We start from the raw sequence: 21,306 nt of genomic DNA, 5'->3' as shown, positions 1-21,306 counted from the left end.
AAACTAATATTAGAAAATATTAAAACTTTATGTCATATGTATAGGAATATGCTTATGAAGCTACTGCAGAAATTGCAATTCAATAAGTTATGTACAACATCATTGCAAAAAAATGTAAGATTTCAATTTTGCACAAGAACAAAATCAATATCAGAGTATCTCACAAAAGTCTAACACAATATACATAGAATCATCCCTGTAGCTATTTGATAAATTTTAAATCAATCTTTATAGTAAATTATCTGTAAACAAAATACAAGATTCTATAAGAGCAACACCAATATCTAAACACATTAACCTCTAATTTAAGAGGAAAAGAAGTAGATTAACACCTATTTACAAATATCACAAATAAGTTATAGCTCTAGTTTATTGTAGAACAATATCTCAATTTTACGCAAAGGAAAATCAATATTAGGATATATATTAAAATCCTCATATAACATGTAAACAAGTAGCTGATAACATTACTTCACAAACTGCAATTCAATAACTTATAAATAACCTATTAAAAACAAAATATTTTCAAAACCATTCACTATCAATACATCATACAAAAATTTCATTTTTTATAATACTGATACAGAAACCATATTTTCTGCGTAAGAATGGTTCATAACATTTATAAATAGAAATACTTGAAGTAGTTTAAAACTATGAATAAATTAAAACCAAAATAAATTATACTATTCAGCTATAACTAGTTTTACTAAGTCTAAAAACTTTTCATAAATATTCAATAATTTAACACAATAAAAATTATTGTTTTGACTCATTAATCACTATATGCTTAATAGAGTAAAATGAGTCTTATTTTATACGATCAATGAAAGGTTTATATATCAAGTCATACGGGTGTCAAATGAACGTCTATGACTCTCTAATTATGGAAAACATCATTAAGCCACTTGGATTTACTGTAGTAAGTGAACCATCAGAAGCAGACGTTGTAATATTAAATACTTGTCACATTAGAGAGAAAGCATCTGAAAAGTTATATTCAGAATTAGGAAAAATAAGGAAAATACAAGAAAATAAAGATTTAACCATAGTAGTTGCTGGATGTGTAGCACAAGCTGAAGGTGAAGAAATATTTGAGCGAAGTCCATTTGTCGATATAGTAGTAGGACCACAAAGTATACATACACTTCCTGAACTTCTTGTAAAAGCCCATAGAATAAAAAAACAAGTTATCAATATTGATTTTCCTGTAATATCAAAATTTGATGCAATTCCAGTAGAAGAATACACAAAAAATCAAGAAACTTCTGCTTTTATTTCAGTACAAGAAGGATGTAATAAGTTTTGTACATTCTGTGTAGTACCTTACACACGTGGTGAAGAATACTCAAGAACAGTAGAAGCAATATTCAATGAAGCACTTGTTTTAGCAGATTCAGGCATAAAAGAAATAACACTAATTGGACAAAATGTAAACGCATACCATGGAACATACAAAGGATGCGAATGGGATCTAGGCAAATTAATCCAACATATTGCAAAAATACCAAATATAGAACGCATAAGGTATACTACATCACACCCACGTGATATGCATCAATCTTTATATGAAGCACATAAACTTGAAGAAAAATTGATGCCATTTGTCCATTTACCAGTACAATCAGGATCAGATAGAATTCTAAAAAAAATGAATAGGAAGCACACTGCTGAAGAGTATATAGATATTATTAGTCACTTAAGAAAACAACGCCCTGACATTGCTTTTTCATCAGATTTTATAGTTGGGTTTCCAGGAGAAACAGAAGAGGATTTTGAAAACACAATAAAACTTGTAGAAAAAGTAAAATTCTCACAAGCATATAGTTTCAAATATAGTCCAAGACCAGGAACACCTGGCGCAGAGTATCCAAATCAAGTACCAGAAGAGATAAAATCTGAACGTCTTCTCAGGTTACAAAAACTACTAAGAGAACAACAACTTGCTTTTAACAGAAGCATGATTGGAGAAACTTGCACAGTATTGTTCAGTAGTAAAAAAGGAAAATTTGACAATCAAATTATAGGTAAAACAGCATATATGCAATCATGCTATATTAATACAGATAATCCAAGCCAATTTTACAACAGTATATCACCTATCAAAATAATAGATGCACATCAAAACAGTTTAACTGGTGTTGTCTGCTAAATGTAGCAATAACACAGTTTATGCACACAATCATTCAAATGATAATATAAAAAACTCTACTTTCAGTATGCTAAACTCACAAAAAACTAATACACTATCAAAAATACTGCACTTTTAACATATCACAATATTTCATTACTATGCACTGCAAGACTAAATACTTAAATACAGACATATAACCTATGCTATAGTATATATAAAGTATATAAAGACACCTACAAATACATGCAAACTTCTTTAATAATTTTATTCACACACTAATCAATATTTTTAAATATTACAATTAAGTACTGGAAAATTCAAAAAATATAAGATTGTTATTAAGACTGTAGCATAACAAATAACACCTCACTTAAATGCTGATACAACAAGATAAAACTTTTAAATTTTGAAGAAAACTACCTAACTGCATATTATGCAAAACATATATAACATAGTAAACTCTTCTACTTTAATAACTTTATTAAAATATCAGAAAATATTTTTTATAATCAAGCAATAGAAAATTTAAAATATAAGATTGCTATGAGACTGTAGCATAACAAATAACACCTTACTAAAATGTACACACTCAGATAAAACTCTTACAGCTTCAAGCAAATCTATCTTAACTATACATTATAAAAACATATGGTTTGATCATTAACAGCTTGATCAAATATTCATCAACTGTTTCAAACACTGTATCCAAGTTATATCCAACTTAAAAACTTTTTCTATGTAAACATAACTTCAGTACACATTATAAATTCACATATTCAACTAAAAATATCTATTTAGATTCTATTGCATACTTATCAACGCACTACACTTTATGATAAATTTTGTTAAAGCAACTCATCAACTAATTTCAACCTTTGCTATTAAACTTTAAAAGGTGGAAACTCTTACTTGAAAATATCTAAAAAAATAATAATTGAGTAATTTCATAAACTAAACACACTGCGTATACATTGCTATTATTTTCGAGACGCTTATATTAAAAATATCAAACTATAAACAACATCTTATCCTACAGCACGACTCCATTAAAAACAACCTTTCAATAACTTAAAACACTGTATTCAAATATATAAAATATCATTTCATAGAGAAAGTATCACGACAAAAAAATAATACACAAAATGATAGAAAAATAAGTATTGGCATAGATAAGCTTATGTGTATTATATCATATTTATTTTGATACTCCAGTGCAAGTCCTACTAAAAACATAATTACACCACCTACAATACACATTAATCCATTGATTATTGAACACACAGTTCCTACTTTACTTTCATCTACAACGTCTGTACCAATAGAAAAGTTCAACATATGCCCACCAGATGCACATCCAAAAATAAATATTAAAAAGCACAAAAGGTAGACATTATTACTATATAACAATAAAGTCAAACTAACACATTGTAGTAAACAAAACCCCATAAATACATATTTTCTATTTTTCAATGCATTAGAAATCGTATTTACTAAAGGACAACCAATAGCAAAACCTATCCATATTATAGAATGTACAACACCAGAATAATAGCTATCTAAATTCATAGCCATCAATAACTTTTGCCCCCATAATATAGCTATCGATAAAAACACTCCAAACATTAAACTACCAACTATTGTAAATAGCCATATATTTTTTACTCGTACTACTTCAACAATATGTTTAAATACTTGTAATAAAACACTGCTTATACTCAAACTATTATTTTTTAAATATATTGATTTTTTACTACTCACTAGAAATAAAGTTAAAATAAGTACAACAATCTCAGCATATTCTATATACTTTATTATATCTCTCCAAGATAATCCTGATGAAGTTAAGTATGTGTAGGTATACTCCATTAATAAAGAAGATAAGCTATACACTGTTTGAACTAGACCAAACATTATCCCTGATTTTAAAGGAGAAAAGAACCTATAGCTAATATAACCTGCACCTACAAAACCAAAAGATGCACCCAATCCTAAAAAAACCTGTGACACAAAAAAACAGATCGTATAATCTGAATAAGAAAATAAAAAAGTACCTATAGATGTTATTATAATAGATATTGGTAGTACTTTTTTCGCATCATAATAATCCAACACTGACCCAGTAAATAGTTGAAATACAGAAAAAGACCACATATGAATTGATGCCGCTAATGCAGTTTGCGCAATATTTAAATTCAAATCTTCACTTACATATGGATTTATTACAGAATAAGCAATCTGAAAATTACCACCACAAACAAGTACTAATACACCTATAATCCAATTAAAAATAGGATAAAAACACATTATAAATATCAAATAACATTAATTAAACTATTAAGAAATATTCTTCAAAATTTATCAATAATTATTATAAATCCAAAAATTTATTACAGTAATTCCAATAAAAATAACTAATCAAAAAATAAATAACATACCAAAAATCAAACCACTCATTTTTCATGTTACTTCACAAGCAAGCTTTTATTAGCAATATACACTGAAATTAAAAGCAACATAACATTAAAAAGACTATTTTAGTAAGTACATTAGAAATATTAAAGATAACACATTAAAATTATCCTCGTTACACAGAAACCAGACTTAGAATTTCTTCCTTATATTCACTGTTATACAATTCCAAAAACAATTATTTTAATTCACTAATAAACAATATATATTAAACACTTCAAAAATCATTACCTAATAAACAATTAACACATCATATAATCACATAGTACCTCAACTTACCATTAAAAAGTATCAAGTTATTATTAAGTACTATATCCATTTACAACATAGAATAATCAGTCATCCAATCATTAGTTTGGAATTAAAATATAATCAATACTAGCTTTTACTTTATTCAGTGCTTGATAATTACTCATCATACTAAATTATTATCAAAACTTTTTTATAATTCAGCTAACCAACAATCTCATAATCCAACACCTAATAATGAAAACTTCATTATCTAACAACCAATCAACACTACCTCATTTATATAATATCTCAACTTACTATTAACTAAAATACCAGATGATTACTAATTACTCCACCTATAACAACATTACATATTTATATAATAAATCATCCTATAATGAGTTTAATAATTAAACCACCAACTATTAATGCCCAGATAATATCTCTATTAATACCAATATTTGCTTTATTTAGTTCTTGATAATTACTAATTACATCCAAACTCTTATCAACTTTTTTCATAAACGAAGGTATATCATTTATAGTTTGACATATGTAAGACCTTTTTAACTTTTGAATATACTTATTTTTCTCAATAGAATACTTTTCCATCCACAATTCCGCTACCTTCCACATATTAATTTCAGGACATAATTGTCTACATACACCTTCTACCAATACTGTAGTTTTTTGTAATAGAAAAAGCTGAGGCTGTAATTTCATATCAAAATCACTAGTAATTTTAAATAACTGAGTTAATAACATTGAAATAGATATATTTTCTGCATTTTTACCAACTATAGGTTCACCTATGGCACGGCATGCTGTAATAAAACTACTATATTTTGCATCAACATATCCTGCTCTATAATGAATATCAGCAACATATTGATAATCTTTTTTTAAAAAACCTACAAGTATTTCAGTAACATACATACAGGTAGCTTTATCTAACCTTCCTACAATACCAAAATCTATAATTACAATTCTTCCTTTTGTATCTACCATAAGATTACCAGGATGCATATCTGCATGAAAGAATCTATCCCTATACACTTGATTACAAAAACAAAATATCAAATTCCTGACCAATGTTTCACAATTTTCCGACTTATAAACACTATATATTGGTACAGCATCTACCCACTCTAAAGTTAAGACACGTCTAGTTGTCTTAGTCCAATCCACTTCTGGTACATAACATCCATCATCATCTTGAATATTAGATCTCAATTCCTCAGCATTTGCAGCTTCAAAACGTAGATCTATTTCCATTCTACAGATTTCACGAAACGTTTGTACAAGCTGTAATAATTGAAATCTTCTAAATCTACTAAAGTACTGCGCCAATCTTGCAAGCCAAAACATTAGTTTAATATCTCTTTCAAAAATTTTTTCAATTTTTGGCCTTAAAACTTTTACAGCTCTTACATTTCCATCAATATCCTTAGCCTTATGCACCTGTGCAATAGATGCAGCAGCAATTGGCTTTTGTTCAAATTCACAAAACATTTCACTTATATTACATTTAAAATCTTCTTCAATAATTCTTACAACATCCGCATAAGGAAAAGCTGGTAACTTATCACATAAACACAACAAGTGATTTGCTATCTCTTCCCCAATAATATCAGCCCTAGAAGACATAGATTGACCAAATTTAATAAAAATTGGCCCAAGCCTTTGTAAAGCCATAGTTACCCTCTCTCCTTGGGATTTTCTTCTAATTGATCTGTCAGCAAAAAAATAGGTATAAGGTAATACGTTATACCTTACTAAAATACTCAATATATTAAGTAAAGAAATTATACTAGAGAAAATACTAAGCATAAGATGAAAACATTTTTAAGAACTTTTCATTTTTCACAATTTCACTTGGTGATCCTTCGCAATAAACACTTTTATTAATACATATAACACGATAGGAATTTGACATTACAAAATGTAAGTCATGAGAGGTCATGATTACACTTAAGTTATATATAGAAATTAGCTTATTGATTAACTTATAAAAGCTATTTTTTGCATTAATATCCATACAACTCACAGGCTCATCCAAAATTATTAAATCAGGATTTAACATCAAACACCTTGCAAGTAAAACTAATTGTAACTCTCCATAAGATATTTCTGACATTTGCCGATCCAATATTTTCTCAATATTAACATCCTTTAATACATCACCAACCCCTAACTTCCTTTTTCTATTAGTATAACTAGAATTCAAAAAATACTCTACTGTCATTGGAATCAGAGAATTAACACTAAAATGTTGTGGCAAATACCCTATAGTAAAATCTTTTGCATATTCTACAAGTCCTACATAATTCTTATATATCCCAACTAAGATACGAATTAATGTTGTTTTTCCTCCACCATTTGGTCCTAAAATTGTAATAATTTCACCAAATTTCACACGAAAACTAATATTATCTATAACTTTCTTTTTAGAATAAAAAAATGACAGATTTTTCACATTTATAATATAGTCATTGACTGATTTATCATCACATGCAAGAATTTTACTTTTATTTAATAACCTATGAAACATATAGTCTTTCTCTTATTTTTTTATACATTACTAGACTCTACTATAGGATATTCTGTACCAAGAATTATAGCAACCATAAACCCAATATATTCACTAGTTAATGCTGTCACTAATGGTGTAACAAAACCCATTCTTTTAATTAATGAATCAGTTTCTATACATGACTACATGTTAAAGCCATCAGATAAAAGGAAATTACAAGACAGCGACATCATATTTTATGTAGACAATCACCTTGAAACTTTCATAAACAAAATACATAACAAAAAGTTAGTTAGGCTTTCAGAAGTAGTAGAACTGTTACCATCAAGATATGATACCAATTTTTCTTATAAAATTCACACAACATCAAATGATTTACACATTTGGTTAAATCCAGAAAATGCAAAAAGTATAGTAAAGCATATAATGCTAGTTTTATGTCAAACAGACCCAGAGAATGCAGAAAAATACACTAACAATGCAAACTTAACACTTACACAAATTACTCAACAGACAGAAACAATAAGTAACATGCTCAGTTCTGTCAAAACGAAACCTTATATAGTTACTCATGATGCTTATCAATATTTTGAAAAATATTTCGGATTAAATTTTATAGCAGCACTTTCTTCAAGCCATGACACAAATATTAGTGTAAAAAGATTAATGCACATAAAAAAAATTGTTACTCAAAATAAAATAAAATGCATTTTTTCTGAATCTTCAAATGATAAAGTCAAGAATTTATTTTCAAAATATCAAGTAAAATTTCAAGTACTTGACCCAATAGGCAACACATCAGAAGATAATGCATATTTTAATATCATGCAAAACATCACAGACAATTTGGTACATTGCTTGTCACAGGAATAGCTAAAATTTATGGATTATAAACATAGATCTAGATAATACATAAGGTTTTTATAAAAAAATAAATTTTAACTCAACACGACAAAGAATAATCTTGAGTTTTTATAATGACACAAACAAATTTTCGATACACAAACTATTTCAATTCAAAATAAAAGCTTATCCATCTAAAAGTGCTTTCACCTAAATAATCTATTCTCCATCCACAGGTATACCACAGGTTAATCCAGTTATCTTAACGTTTTTAATTATTTGAGTTATATCAAGTTTTTATCTAAGATATAACATAACGAGAAGGCAAAGCTGCACTTAAAGTACCTTCATCTAAATAATCTATTTCTCCGCCCATAGGTATACCACAGGTTAATCCAGTTATCTTAATGTTTTTAATTATTTGAATTATATCAAGTTTTTATCTAAGATATAACATAACGAGAAGACAAAGCTGCACTTAAAGTGCCTTCATCTAAATAATCTATTTCTCCGCCCATAGGTATACCACAGGTTAATCCAGTTATCTTAATGTTTTTAATTATTTGAATTATATCAAGTTTTTATCTAAGATATAACATAACGAGAAGACAAAGCTGCACTTAAAGTGCCTTCATCTAAATAATCTATTTCTCCACCCATAGGCTATATCACAGGTTAATCCAGTTATCTTAATGTTTTTAATTATTTGAATTATATCAAGTTTTTATCTAAGATATAACATAACGAGAAGACAAAGCTGCACTTAAAGTGCCTTCATCTAAATAATCTATTTCTCCACCCATAGGTATACCACAGGTTAATCCAGTTATCTTAATGTTTTTAATTATTTGAATTATATCAAGTTTTTATCTAAGATATAACATAACGAGAAGACAAAGCTGCACTTAAAGTGCCTTCATCTAAATAATCTATTTCTCCACCCATAGGTATACCACAGGCTAACCTAGTTATCTTAATACCTAATCCCTTAACTATCTGAGTTATATAATGAGTAGTTACCTGCCCATCCATGGTATTACCTATACCTATTATTACTTCTTTTATGTCAAACTTTTTTATTCTTTCTACAATATTATCTAAGTTCAATTGATCAGGTCCTATACCATAAATTGCAGATAAAGTCCCTCCTAACACATGGTATACTCCTTGATATATTTTTCCTTTCTCAAATGCCCATAAATCTCCCAGCTCTTCTACTATACATAATAACTGATGATCACGTTTAGTATCAGAACAGATACTACACGGTGATTTTACATCTATATTGAAGCATACAGAACACTCCTTAGTCTGAAATGCTAAATCCTGAATTCCAGAAGCTAAAGGCAACATTACCTCCTCTTTATTCCGAAGTAAATGCAGCACAATCCTTCTGGAAGAAGATGGTCCAAAATTAGGTAATTTTGCAAACATATTAATCAATTTATTAATATCCACACCACCTCCCTAGTAACCAACAGCTAAATAACTTACATATAATGTATACACAATATTAGCTAATTTTACACAGATCCATTAATAATGCACATTAAAAATCTGAAAAATAACAAAACATCCTTTACCATCAAATAAAGGACTTATGACCTTATATATCAATATAAAAAGTTAGGACATAAAATTATACGGCAAGTTATATTAAGGATGATCTTACTTAATAAAAAAATCTTATAAACCCAGCTAACGATTTGGCTCGTCTTCCGTTGATGCTAACTTATTATCTTTCAATTCTTGTTTTAAATTACGGATACCTTTGCCTAAATCACTCATAACATCTGGTAATCTACCTGCACCAAAAAGTACTAAAATTATCACTAAAATTAAAAAAATTTGCCATGGACCTAAAGTCATAATAAAACTCCTATAAAATATAAAACTATACCTTAAATAATAAAATTTTATTTAAGTCAAGCAAGATAAATATAGTATCACCAATCTGCGGTAAAACTACATTAGCAAATCTCATCCAATACAAACAATCACCTACACAAACACAGACCATATTATTAAAAAATTTTATCTGTTTTACTACAGCTTTTATCCCATTATTTGAATGAGAAATTATTGCCTCAGGTCTTATACAAACTACTACTTCTTCCCCATTAGCGAAAGATTGCGCTGGTATTTTCCCTATCGGCAATTCTATACAATAATCTTTTACTGTACAAACAAAATGATTAACCTCACCAAAAAATTGCGCTAACATATGATCTCTAGGGTTATAATATATCTCATATGGCGTACCATGCTGAACTATATATCCATCCCGCATAATATACACTGTATCAGCAACTTCAAGTGCTTCCTCCGGATCATGAGTAACAAGCAATACAGTGATTTTTTTAGATTTTAATAATGATAACACATGTCTTCTAATATTAATTCGCAATGCTGTATCAAGGCTAGAAAATGGCTCATCCAATAATATTACCTCCGGCCTTTGAGCAATTACTCTAGCAATAGTAATTAACTGCTGTTGTCCTCCAGAAAGCATATCAGGATACATATCTTTATATGCAACCATATTAATAGACTGTAATATACTTAATGCGATATTAAATTTTTGTGTTTTAGAAGAATCTTTAACAGCAAACATTACATTTTCAATAACAGTCTGATGTGGAAATAGAGAAGGATGTTGAAATATTAAGCCAACATTACGCTTTTCAGTAGGCATACAGAAATTACTGTCAACTACAACCTTACCATTTATACATATAGAACCATATTGTAAATCTTCTAACCCAGCAATTAGTTTTAGGATTGTAGATTTACCACATCCAGAAGGACCAAGAAGACAAACAACTTCACCTTGCTTACAATTTATATTAATGTCATTTAATAAAAATTGACCTTTTTTATATTTGTAAAAGACATTTTCTAATTGTAAACCTACCATCAATAGACCTTTAACAAGCTAATGCCATATAGTGAATTATGTGACTGGAACTCATGTAATCCATGAGCACATTTCACAAAATAAATGTCAAGACTTCATTTAGATGTTAATCTTTTTTTCCACGCTATGCAAGTAATACAAAAGCAATTATATTAAACATCTTTTATAAAAATCTCTTTGGTACTTACAATCAATTAATATTAAAAAATGACAACAAATAATAATTAATGATTTTATACCATAATACATGTATACTAAAGAAAACAATATAGGCTGCTTGTTTTATAGGCAATAGTTTAGGAGTATCATGTTAAAATTCATCCTAACAATTTTAATAACTTTATTTGTAACAAATGAATGTTACGCATCAAATGTTATAAATCTAGTAAATATGAATTTACTCATAGGATCTTTAGATATGAAAAATAAAACCATTGAAGCAGCGATTAAAGTCACAATACAAAATGGCTGGCATATTTATTATCATACACCTGGAGATCTTGGGTTACCAACAGTTTTTCAGTGGCAAGATGATATATTTAAAAAAGTAGATATACATTGGCCTAAACCATTACAACATACAGATACTGTAAGCAACAATACATTTCACAGCAATATTTACAAAGACCTTGTAGTATTCCCTATATCATTAGTATTTAAAGATAACAAAGAATTAAATACCACTTTACGTATCAGATATGCAGTCTGCAAAGATGTATGTATTCCACGAGAAAAGGTAATCATATTAAATCAGATTTTACAAGACTATTACAATAAACAAATCATTCAGATAATTAATTTCTGGAAAACAAAATAATAAATGCTTGATCAAATTTTCTTCTAAACACTTATCAAAATCAGATAAGTGTAGTAAAATCATAATAAATAATCTTATACTAATCTACATACAATAAAAAAAATTTTTATTCATTCCTTCTCAGAGTATACAACTCACATAAATCCTTCAACAACACAGTTTAAATTACTATAACACTATAGTAAAACTATAAAGAATCTTACACTAAACTCTATACTTAACAAAAAAATTAACACATCCAAGAGAAAATAATTGTAATTATTGAGTAATATACAAAAAAATTTCATATGTAATTTTACAAACAATAAGTCCAAATATTACATTGCATGAGATTACTAAGTCTGTTATAAATTAAACCATTTGTATACATGAAACTTACTATGGATACACTATACCATTTTCCACTTTGTCCATTTTCTAGAAAAGTACGTATCTTTCTTAAAGAAAAGAAATTTAATTTTCATCAAATAGAAGAAAATCCTTGGAAAAAGCGTGAAGGATTCATAAAGATCAACCCTGTATGCCAAGTTCCTGTATTAATAAGTGGGCAACATGTAATAGCAGATAGTCAAGCAATTTGCGAATATATTGAAGAATTATATGATAGTGCATCACTACTTGGAAGTTCACTATATACAAGGTCAATAGTACGTAAACTAATATACTGGATTGATTATAAATTTTATCATGAGATTACAAGATACATAATAAATGAGAAAATATCAAAGTATTATATAAAAAATGCAAGTCCAGATTCTAGATTTATTCAAGCTGCAAGACAAAATTTACTTCCGCATGTTAGATACATAGAACGGCTCCTCAATGCTAGTAGTTGGATTGCTTGCAATGAATTCACACTGGCAGATATCACACTAGCTGCCCATATATCAGTGCTAGATTTCATGAATATTTTTCCATGGCATTTAACAGCTACACTAAAAGAATGGTATTCTGTAATAAAATCTAAGCCATCATTTAGCGATATATTAAACGATAAAGTAATTGGAATAACACCTCCAGTACACTATAACAAACTAGATTTCTGAGTTACATATTATTTTAGTTACTAATTAAGTACATTTAAAGACATATGAATTGAACATGACAACTACTCTACTTCTATATTACTATGTGTTTTAAAATACAGTAAGCTAAACTTATTACAACTTTGGAATAACCACTAAAGTAAACTATAACCTAGAGTTTTGAAGTGATATATATTATTCATTAGGCTCAGCACATTTAAAAGATATCTGAATTGAATATGGTAACTATCTTGCTTCCATATTACTGTATGTTCAAAGACTGTAAGTAACAATAATTCTTTCTATAACTTGCGGATCACCACTTCAATACACTACAATAACCTGGAATTTTGAAATTACATGCTATTATCCTTATGTGATTAAACTCAGCACATTGAAAAGGCATTTGAGTTTAGTATTGTAATTACTACTACCTTACTTCAACCCGTGTGTTTTTAAATATTGTAAGTTACAATGTTCAATTCGAGGGTTTATATAATAAAATTCACGACATATAATGCTATTCACTATATAGTTGAACACAAAGTTTATAATTTACTAGAACTTTTGCAATATGAAATCAAATATTAACCTACCAAATGGATATTCTTTAGAACATCATAAAATTTTATATAGTACAAATTATGAAGCAATTAAGCTTGCAGAATGTGGCGCTAAAGATGGTACAATAATTATATCTGATGAACAAATTAAAGGACGAGGCAGATATGAACGCATATGGCACTCTCCCAAAGGCAATTTATATTTCAGTATTATCATCACAAAATTTGTAGAAATATTTCCTATACCATTTATTGCAGCATTATCTGTTGGAAAAACACTTGAAGAAATACTAGAAAATAAAGAAATTTCAAAAGTACAATATAAATGGCCCAATGATGTACTAATAAATAGCAAGAAAATATCCGGAATATTATTAGAAAGCAAAACATTAAATAATGCACCACAAAAGTGGATAGTAGTTGGTATAGGAATTAATATGTATAAAGCACCAGAATATGCAACAACAATTAAACAACACAATATTAACTTTACTTTATCTAATTTGGAATTGCTAGAAAAAGTAATTAATCATTTTAACAATTTGAGAAAGTACTACATTAACTATGGATTTACAAAGATAAAAGATCTATGGCTTAAACAAACATGTCATCTAAACAGCAAAATTACAGTCAAAAGCCACAACAATACTTATACTGGGAAATTTGTGACAATAGACATGAAGGGCAATATGATAATGCAACAAGAAGATAAAACCACGTGCATCACATCAGGTGAAATATTCAACATTACATAAAGTTAATTATAACTTTATATAATACTTAATCATATTAACTAATTACTAAAACTACACACCCTAAAAAATAAAAACGCTAAGCTAGTTATGCTCGATATAACATAATATTACACAAGTCAAGAAAAAACAAAATTACATATTATTGTTAGTAATCACTACACCAATAAACACATTAATCTTCAGTTATTTCAAATAACTACAATATACAACATTGCAATAGTACATATATAAGCCACTCACACTATACTATATTGCATTAAAGCAACTGATTTGCAATAATAATAAAATAATATTGACTAAATATATACAACTGATATACAATTAAAATATCACAATTTAATGTGTGAGAGTATTAATTATGTTTACGTGGCGTTTTTCTTAATAATTTAGTTGAAATGCTAAGCTAGTTATTTGCAGGTGTTTTGCTAATGTTTTGTGGTATACAATAAATAGGATAGCGGTCTAGTAACATTTCAAGAGTCTCTTTTTTTCAATATCTAACTTATAAGTATAAAAAACTGAGTTTTCTGTATCGTTTTATTCAAACATAACATAGTACCTGTTAAATAAAAGTACATCAGCATTAGGCTTGTACCTTTATAACACTACAATTGCATAATTTATTGATTCAATATGTTATGTAGTTATTAACAAAATGGTCAACTAATGGAGGATAAATATGGAACCTAGAAAGATACTTACTTCCAATCAAGACAAACTTTATAAGCAAATACTTAATCTAATAAAAAAGTACCGAGCTACACATCGAACTTTTCTACGTAGTCCTCTCAGATATTGTATAGATCAGATAAGATTTCTTGCATTTAATAGGAAAAATAATTCTCATGAAAGTTCTATCGTTATAACTGAAGCATTAACTGAAATAGTAATTTTACAGTCAATTACATTTGAAGACTTTGCAGCTGTACTAGAAGCACTTGAACTTGATTTCAGGTATACACTAGAAGAAGCCGGGGTATCAGTGTTATTTACACTCTTTTACGGTCTAATAGGACATATATCAGATCAAATGTGTAATACTGGTGAAGCAGTACACTCTCTCCAAAGTATCACAGATATATTAAGGTCATGTCCACAATTTTCACATACTTTTGATCCACGAAATATTGCATGTTATGATCAATTCTTATCACGTATAAGAGCATTACAGAATTTTGACATAGAAACATTAGCTGAAGAAGCAAGAATTGTGCTTAGTACAGACGCGCCACTTTCTTTGCAAACAGTTCTTCTAAGAGGATTAGCACATGCTATTCTTAGACAAGCTGATCCTGAGTCACATGTAGACCATGGTGAACAGATTGACATAGAAGCTAGCACAGCTATTAGATTAGTGTCAACAGCTATATTATACCAAACTAGAGAAAGACATGTAGCTGAAGCACGTGCAGCATATGCTGTAGCACATCCAAATCGTCATACAGCATTTACAACAGCTATACGCTGGAACGAGCGTCTCGCATTCATTTCACCAGCATACGCTTGTGCTGTACTGTCAACTTTTTTTGCACGCGAATTTAGTGAATTTGTAGTTAACAGAGCAAGAGATGATCTACGAACTAGATTTAACATAACTTTTTCTCTTAATCACACTAGAGAATACAGCAGTACAGTAAATACAGTTCTCAATAACACTACCAACAATGCCACAGTATTCGTACCTACACATTCTTCTGAATATTTTCCAGAATGGAATGGTCTAGCTAACGGGATTCCTTCTTACTTTACAACTCTCTTATCATGCATACAATTAGCTTTTGCATTACCTCCTACAGTTCTTGGCATACACAGAAGAGTATTCATACGTCGTTATCTTGAAAACCATAATCCAACAAGAGAAGAAATACTAAACGATTTAACTTTCCAAAGTATACTACTGTTCCGTTGGTTTGGTAATCTTGCTTTGCAACCTGCTGATTGCATATCTCATGCTGTAAAGGATGCAATTTTTAAATGGAGTATTTTTAGATACTTTACACCATCTTCAGCAATCGAGGAACCATGCAAGTTCGAATATGTTCACAATGTTAGACAAAGGTTCAGTAGTCGTAATGCAAGACGGTTTCGCACAGATACCATGTTTTCTCTTGGTACTGCTGGTACAATACTTGCACTTGAATATACTGATGTAGCATTGTTCAACTTCAAGAACATTGGATTCACATTCTTTGTAAAATTCGCAAGGACTCTTGGAGCAATAAGACCAATATTCATGAACAGAATACATGGTAACATGCTTTATAATCCAAGACTTGAAAGCTTGGTAATAACAAACTTGGTGAGGATAACAGGTACAGTACCACTATTACCGCTATATGACACTTTTGGAGCGCAACTACGTTACATGAATCTCCTCACAGCAATAGATGTAATCGTAACTTCAAATGTTGATGCAAGATCATCACGACTATTTAATGAGTGTACAATCTTGGAAGAACACTTAACCGCAATTGAAAATGTCACACAAAATGTTTTAGAATATAGAGGAGCACTTGCATTGCTTGCTCCAGAACTTCATAGAAGATTTGACGATGCACGATACATAATCCCAATATCTATACTTTTAGAAGAAGACTACAAAGAAGCTCAAAAGAAACGTGCAAGTAGAAAACCCAGATATAGTATAAGTCAAGATACAACGACACTTTCAACAGAGCAACTAGAACAAGAAATTGCGTCCGCAAATGAAGAAGGAGTAAGCTTGTTAGGTATGAGACCACTTGAATCATCTCAACAAACACCTACAACAGAAAGTACAGAACAAGAATTATCAAGTTCTTATAAATATACTTTTCTTCACCAAAGCAGGCAAGATTTCTCATCAGAGCCAGAAAGAAGGAAAGCTCGCAAACCATTACATAAGAAACAACCAAAATCAATATATACTGGAGAAGGTTCTCAACAAGATAAAACAAAACAACAAAAGAAGAAAAAATTAAGTCCTGACACACAAAATGTACAACTATTGTCTCATATAGCACAGACAGATGATATTCAAGTTGAAGATGAAACCTTCACAATACCAGACATGCCTCAACAACCACAACCACAACCATCACCTAGATTACTTAGCTTTCTTGAGTTTGCACAAGCAGACTTACAAGCATTAGAACAACATATACAGCTTTCAACAGATGCACAAAGAATATGCACTACACAACAACAATCAGCATTAACAACACAACATCTTACCACCAATGTCATGCATCATGCAGCAAGAGAAAGTTATATACAGTCCACACAGGACCAACAACAACCTAATGATAATCAACTATCAAGTACACAAACACATGTACCTGCATCTGGCATACCAGGAGTAACTTTAATATCTAGTACACGACGTAGCAGTACTGTAAGTGTACATTCATTATCACCTATATTTGTACAACAAAGCACTGGCAGTAATGAAGGAGAAAATACACCATCAGAAGATGATACTAATCCAAGTTCACAAGTAGCATTAGCATCTATAAGTGGCGTTAGTCAAGGACAGTTTCATCAACAACAACAATAAAAACTTGATAAATGGCAATTGTATAAAGGATATGCAGGTTTGTAGAAAACCTGCATGCCTTACAGTACTAATAGTATTTATTCTTTACTATATTGTAACACAACTACAACAAGATCCTAGTAGTGATTCAGTAGTAACATAGACTTAATGTACTACAAGCTTACATGCTTTACTTGCACTTATCAGCAGTATTAGTGAAAACCATGCTCAATAACCTAATATAATTTTACAATTGCAGCGATTAATGTAGTTTTCTACAAATTCTACATAGTACTCAAAGAAACTGATGTATAAAAATTCTAATGCACTTAATTATAATGTACTTTTTACTTTGTAGTATCAGTATTACTTATCAAAACATTTAAAACTTCTATTAAATAACAAAAAATCTGTATTTCAGTAATACATTACTAAATTTTATTGGAACTTTTTACTATAACACAAAATATCAACAGTAAAATAAATAATGCAAAAACATTTATGGATGGAGCGGGAGAAGGGGTTCGAACCCTCGGCCTTTACCTTGGCAAGGTAATGCTCTACCAACTGAGCTACTCCCGCATAGTATAGATCACTTCAATTTAAGATGATAAGATAATAACCATTACAGTGCAAGAAAATTATAACAATCTTTTTTATAGCATACCAACAACTATTCTAACAATACATAACTATAAGAATGTCTAAACATCAAAATAATTATAAAATAAAAAATAATGCACTATAAAGTACAAACTGATATACCATATAATCATAAATATCACCAAGTGCTTGTATATCTATCACAACAAAATAATATCTAGGCACTTACAATAAAAAATTGAAATCTTGGAGATAAAAAATGATAAAACGTTACAGCAGACCTAAAATGTCATCAATCTGGGAAGACAACAATAAGTTTAAAATATGGCTGGATATAGAATATTACGCATGTGAAGCACAAGTAAAATTAGGTATAATACCTAGTTATATACTTGATAATCTAAAAAATAAAACTGAACATTTTGATATTAATCGCATAAATGAAATAGAATCAGTAGTAAAACACGATGTAATAGCATTTTTAACATATATAGCAGAATCTACTAACTCAGACATAAGATATCTACACTATGGAATGACAAGTTCTGACGTATTAGATACATGTTTATCTGTACAATTAAAACAATCCTGTGAGTTATTATTACATGATATAGAAATCATATTAAGTATTTTAAAACAAAAATCCATAGAAACAAAATACATGCTGTGCATGGGACGTAGCCATGGTATACATGCAGAACCAATAACATTTGGTTTAAAACTTGCAAGATTTTATGCAGAATTTAAACGTAATTACAACAGATTAAAAATAGCTCAAGATGAAATATCAGTATGTAAGATTTCAGGAGCCATGGGTAATTTCGCTAACATTGATCCATTTGTTGAAAATTACGTAGCAAAGGCACTAAATCTTAAATCAGAATCCATATCTTCCCAAGTAATACCAAGAGATCGTCACGCAATGTTTTTTGCAACTTTAGGAGTTATTGCATCTTCTATAGAAAATATAGCAATAGAAATTCGGCACCTACAAAAAACTGAAACGTTAGAAGTAACAGAGTATTTTTCAAGTGGGCAAAAAGGAAGTTCTGCAATGCCTCACAAAAAAAACCCTATATTAAGTGAAAACTTAACAGGTCTTGCTAGAATGATACGCAGTTATGTAGCACCAGCATTAGAAAATGTTGCACTATGGCATGAAAGGGATATATCACATTCTTCAGTAGAAAGATGTATTGCACCAGACGCCTGTATAGTAGCAGATTTTGCACTTGCAAGATTAGCAGATTTACTGAATAATATGATTATATATCCTAATAATATGGACAAAAACCTAAAACAATCTAAAGGTTTGATATTTTCTCAAAGAGTATTGCTTGAATTAGTAAAACACGGACTAAATAGAGAAACAGCTTATAAAATAATTCAAGAAAGAGCACTAGAAACATGGAATAACAATTCTCATTTTTTAGATGAACTCAAAAGAGATCCACAAGTATTAAAATACATAAACAGTAAAAATTTAGAAGATTTGTTCAATCTTAACTACTATACACAACACATAGATATGATATTTGATAAGGTTTTTCAAGATCAATAACTATTGTCAATTCAGCTTTTAATATTAATTAACATATGATGTCACTAAGTTATTAATTTTTTAACTATAAGTAAAAGAAAAACAACAACTTTATTAAATAAATTATTAACTGATTAAAAAAATAATTAAATAAAATATGAATAAGATAATTTTATATTAAAATAATAAATAATTATTATTGACTATTTATTATTTTTTAATTATAATCCTATTATATTAATTAAGAAGATTAATAAATACGGTCCTACCTTACTATCAATGCATAACCATTAGGTAACACACACTTTATCTTACAAAAGTAAGGCAGGGCCTCCGCCTAATTTAGACACAAACTAGTTTAACTACACACATGTATTAATTTTATACATTTCTTTAATTGATTGCAAGTGGTTTTTATACAACGATAAGTTATCATCATCAAAATTAAGCAATTGTAAATAAAGAAAAAAACATCAGCTTACTAAATATCACATAAGTACTAACCAATTATTGGCAAATATTAACTACATCACCATCCATTATTTAGCAAAATTACCACATCCACCTAGTTCTTTATAACTCACTAACACATATTCAAAAAAAATGTAACATGTAAGTTAACATAAAATTTTTGTAGTACCAATATGCTCACCTATTTACCAAACAATAACACACTATTAATAATCTTTGCCCAAAACACTATGATTTTTAATCATCACATTGCTTCTAGCTCTCTCTTATTTAACAACACATTAATCTAATACTTAATACTAATATCATTTTATTAATAACAATAATACGTTATTGAAAGCTCTACACACTATATGAAAAATTGCATATTCACCAAAACATATACATAAAATCAGCACATATGTCTTTAACATCAAATCTTTTGTATTAAATTCTTATCTATGATTTTAGTAATAACATCAACATACATCCAAGCAAAATAATATTATTCTTTTCAATATAATAGTTTAAATGAATATAACACACTACTTATACATTATTAACAAACGATTAGTACGTTACTTAAATCTTGAAAAACAATGCAACACTGAGTCAGAAATTTCTAAATTTTACCTATCAATAACATAAGCTTTAAACATAATATATAATTTAATACTACACAATGTTAATAATGTTACTTAAACTCTGAAAATTAGTGTGTAATACCGAGTTAGAAATTTCTCAGTCTGACCTACTGAATAACATTTTAATCCTGAACAAACTTCACAACTATTTATACAACTACTAATTTATCATACTCATGATAATAGTAAGTTATTAGAAGCTTAATATTCGTATCACTTAAATGAAGCTATACAATATTCCAATATAAGCTTATAAAACACAATACGT

14 protein-coding genes, 1 tRNA gene and 3 pseudogenes are annotated in these 21,306 nt (G+C 28.9%); 7 read left to right on the top strand and 11 right to left on the bottom strand.

Annotation, left to right across the window (positions count from 1 at the left end):
• The first annotated feature begins 826 nt into the window (after positions 1-826).
• A complete protein-coding gene (miaB, locus tag ECAJ_RS01325) occupies positions 827-2,152 on the top strand; it encodes a tRNA (N6-isopentenyl adenosine(37)-C2)-methylthiotransferase MiaB (RefSeq protein WP_011304377.1) in 1,326 nt (441 codons plus the stop codon).
• A gap of 1,080 nt (positions 2,153-3,232) precedes the next feature.
• Here the strand turns inward: miaB and ECAJ_RS01320 are convergent.
• The 3 genes from ECAJ_RS01320 to ECAJ_RS01310 all read right to left on the bottom strand — a co-directional run bounded on the left by ECAJ_RS01320 (position 3,233) and on the right by ECAJ_RS01310 (position 7,385).
• Positions 3,233-4,438 (bottom strand): MFS transporter, encoded by a 1,206-nt coding sequence (locus tag ECAJ_RS01320; protein ID WP_011304376.1) that lies wholly within the window; start codon positions 4,436-4,438, stop codon positions 3,233-3,235.
• Between the two features lie 783 nt (positions 4,439-5,221).
• Positions 5,222-6,664, bottom strand: a complete 1,443-nt coding sequence (gene ubiB / locus ECAJ_RS01315; protein WP_011304375.1) for a 2-polyprenylphenol 6-hydroxylase — start codon at positions 6,662-6,664, stop codon at positions 5,222-5,224.
• On the bottom strand, positions 6,657-7,385 hold the full coding sequence (locus ECAJ_RS01310) for a metal ABC transporter ATP-binding protein (RefSeq protein WP_044261955.1): 729 nt from the start codon (positions 7,383-7,385) through the stop codon (positions 6,657-6,659). The genes ubiB and ECAJ_RS01310 overlap by 8 nt, the downstream gene beginning before the upstream one ends.
• Between ECAJ_RS01310 and ECAJ_RS01305 the strand changes: the two genes are divergently transcribed.
• The gene (locus tag ECAJ_RS01305) at positions 7,377-8,240 is read left to right on the top strand and encodes a zinc ABC transporter substrate-binding protein (protein WP_011304373.1); all 864 of its coding nucleotides are present in this window, start codon (positions 7,377-7,379) and stop codon (positions 8,238-8,240) included. The two genes, ECAJ_RS01310 and ECAJ_RS01305, sit on opposite strands and share 9 nt — an antisense overlap.
• A gap of 271 nt (positions 8,241-8,511) precedes the next feature.
• On the opposite strand, the pseudogene ECAJ_RS04930 reads toward ECAJ_RS01305, so the two are convergent.
• The 7 genes and pseudogenes from ECAJ_RS04930 to ECAJ_RS01290 all read right to left on the bottom strand — a co-directional run.
• Positions 8,512-8,640, bottom strand: a pseudogene (locus tag ECAJ_RS04930) (recombination protein RecR); the annotation flags it as partial.
• 13 nt (positions 8,641-8,653) lie between these two features.
• Positions 8,654-8,782 (bottom strand): annotated as a pseudogene (locus tag ECAJ_RS04925) (recombination protein RecR); the annotation flags it as partial.
• Between the two features lie 13 nt (positions 8,783-8,795).
• Complete coding sequence (locus ECAJ_RS05010) at positions 8,796-8,870, bottom strand: hypothetical protein (RefSeq protein WP_407918899.1); 75 nt, start codon at positions 8,868-8,870, stop codon at positions 8,796-8,798.
• Between the two features lie 68 nt (positions 8,871-8,938).
• Positions 8,939-9,067: pseudogene (locus ECAJ_RS04920) on the bottom strand (recombination protein RecR); the annotation flags it as partial.
• A 13-nt stretch (positions 9,068-9,080) separates the two neighbouring features.
• Complete coding sequence (gene recR, locus ECAJ_RS01300; protein WP_011304372.1) at positions 9,081-9,668, bottom strand: recombination mediator RecR; 588 nt, start codon at positions 9,666-9,668, stop codon at positions 9,081-9,083.
• 240 nt (positions 9,669-9,908) lie between these two features.
• Complete coding sequence (gene tatA / locus ECAJ_RS01295; protein ID WP_011304371.1) at positions 9,909-10,079, bottom strand: twin-arginine translocase TatA; 171 nt, start codon at positions 10,077-10,079, stop codon at positions 9,909-9,911.
• A gap of 25 nt (positions 10,080-10,104) precedes the next feature.
• Positions 10,105-11,127 (bottom strand): ABC transporter ATP-binding protein, encoded by a 1,023-nt coding sequence (locus ECAJ_RS01290; RefSeq protein ID WP_011304370.1) that lies wholly within the window; start codon positions 11,125-11,127, stop codon positions 10,105-10,107.
• 307 nt (positions 11,128-11,434) lie between these two features.
• On the opposite strand from ECAJ_RS01290, the gene ECAJ_RS01285 reads away from it, so the two are divergent.
• From ECAJ_RS01285 to ECAJ_RS01270, 4 genes are all read left to right on the top strand, one after another.
• Positions 11,435-11,944 (top strand): protein-disulfide reductase DsbD domain-containing protein, encoded by a 510-nt coding sequence (locus tag ECAJ_RS01285; RefSeq protein WP_011304369.1) that lies wholly within the window; start codon positions 11,435-11,437, stop codon positions 11,942-11,944.
• Positions 11,945-12,324: 380 nt separating this feature from the next.
• Positions 12,325-12,990 carry a glutathione S-transferase family protein gene (locus ECAJ_RS01280; RefSeq protein ID WP_044262125.1) on the top strand — a complete coding sequence of 222 codons (666 nt, stop codon included), beginning with the start codon at positions 12,325-12,327 and terminating at the stop codon, positions 12,988-12,990.
• A gap of 553 nt (positions 12,991-13,543) precedes the next feature.
• Positions 13,544-14,287, top strand: coding sequence for a biotin--[acetyl-CoA-carboxylase] ligase (locus ECAJ_RS01275; RefSeq protein ID WP_011304367.1), 744 nt, complete (start codon positions 13,544-13,546; stop codon positions 14,285-14,287).
• Positions 14,288-14,966: 679 nt separating this feature from the next.
• Entirely contained in the window at positions 14,967-17,822 is a 2,856-nt protein-coding gene (locus tag ECAJ_RS01270) for a Cpg1 family polymorphic protein (protein ID WP_011304366.1), read from the top strand.
• 485 nt (positions 17,823-18,307) lie between these two features.
• Here ECAJ_RS01270 and ECAJ_RS01265 read toward each other — a convergent pair.
• Positions 18,308-18,383 (bottom strand) — tRNA-Gly (locus ECAJ_RS01265).
• Between the two features lie 280 nt (positions 18,384-18,663).
• Between ECAJ_RS01265 and purB the strand changes: the two genes are divergently transcribed.
• Complete coding sequence (gene purB / locus ECAJ_RS01260) at positions 18,664-19,965, top strand: adenylosuccinate lyase (RefSeq protein ID WP_011304365.1); 1,302 nt, start codon at positions 18,664-18,666, stop codon at positions 19,963-19,965.
• The last annotated feature ends 1,341 nt before the right edge of the window (positions 19,966-21,306 follow it).

Origin of the sequence: Ehrlichia canis str. Jake (assembly GCF_000012565.1) — a bacterium.
GTDB classification, from domain to species: Bacteria; Pseudomonadota; Alphaproteobacteria; order Rickettsiales; family Anaplasmataceae; genus Ehrlichia; species Ehrlichia canis.
This window is presented reverse-complemented; position numbering and strand designations above follow the sequence as displayed.

What these genes read in the sequence shown, in the direction of transcription:
- ECAJ_RS01310 (WP_044261955.1), bottom strand. Translation starts at nt 7,385, where the DNA reads ATGTTTCATAGGTTATTAAATAAAAGTAAAATTCTTGCATGTGATGAT.
- ECAJ_RS01305 (WP_011304373.1), top strand. Translation starts at nt 7,377, where the DNA reads ATGAAACATATAGTCTTTCTCTTATTTTTTTATACATTACTAGACTCT.
- ECAJ_RS01280 (WP_044262125.1), top strand. Translation starts at nt 12,325, where the DNA reads ATGGATACACTATACCATTTTCCACTTTGTCCATTTTCTAGAAAAGTA.
- ECAJ_RS01285 (WP_011304369.1), top strand. Translation starts at nt 11,435, where the DNA reads ATGTTAAAATTCATCCTAACAATTTTAATAACTTTATTTGTAACAAAT.
- ECAJ_RS01270 (WP_011304366.1), top strand. Translation starts at nt 14,967, where the DNA reads ATGGAACCTAGAAAGATACTTACTTCCAATCAAGACAAACTTTATAAG.
- ECAJ_RS01275 (WP_011304367.1), top strand. Translation starts at nt 13,544, where the DNA reads ATGAAATCAAATATTAACCTACCAAATGGATATTCTTTAGAACATCAT.
- ECAJ_RS01290 (WP_011304370.1), bottom strand. Translation starts at nt 11,127, where the DNA reads ATGGTAGGTTTACAATTAGAAAATGTCTTTTACAAATATAAAAAAGGT.
- tatA (WP_011304371.1), bottom strand. Translation starts at nt 10,079, where the DNA reads ATGACTTTAGGTCCATGGCAAATTTTTTTAATTTTAGTGATAATTTTA.
- purB (WP_011304365.1), top strand. Translation starts at nt 18,664, where the DNA reads ATGATAAAACGTTACAGCAGACCTAAAATGTCATCAATCTGGGAAGAC.
- miaB (WP_011304377.1), top strand. Translation starts at nt 827, where the DNA reads ATGAAAGGTTTATATATCAAGTCATACGGGTGTCAAATGAACGTCTAT.
- ECAJ_RS01320 (WP_011304376.1), bottom strand. Translation starts at nt 4,438, where the DNA reads ATGTGTTTTTATCCTATTTTTAATTGGATTATAGGTGTATTAGTACTT.
- ubiB (WP_011304375.1), bottom strand. Translation starts at nt 6,664, where the DNA reads ATGCTTAGTATTTTCTCTAGTATAATTTCTTTACTTAATATATTGAGT.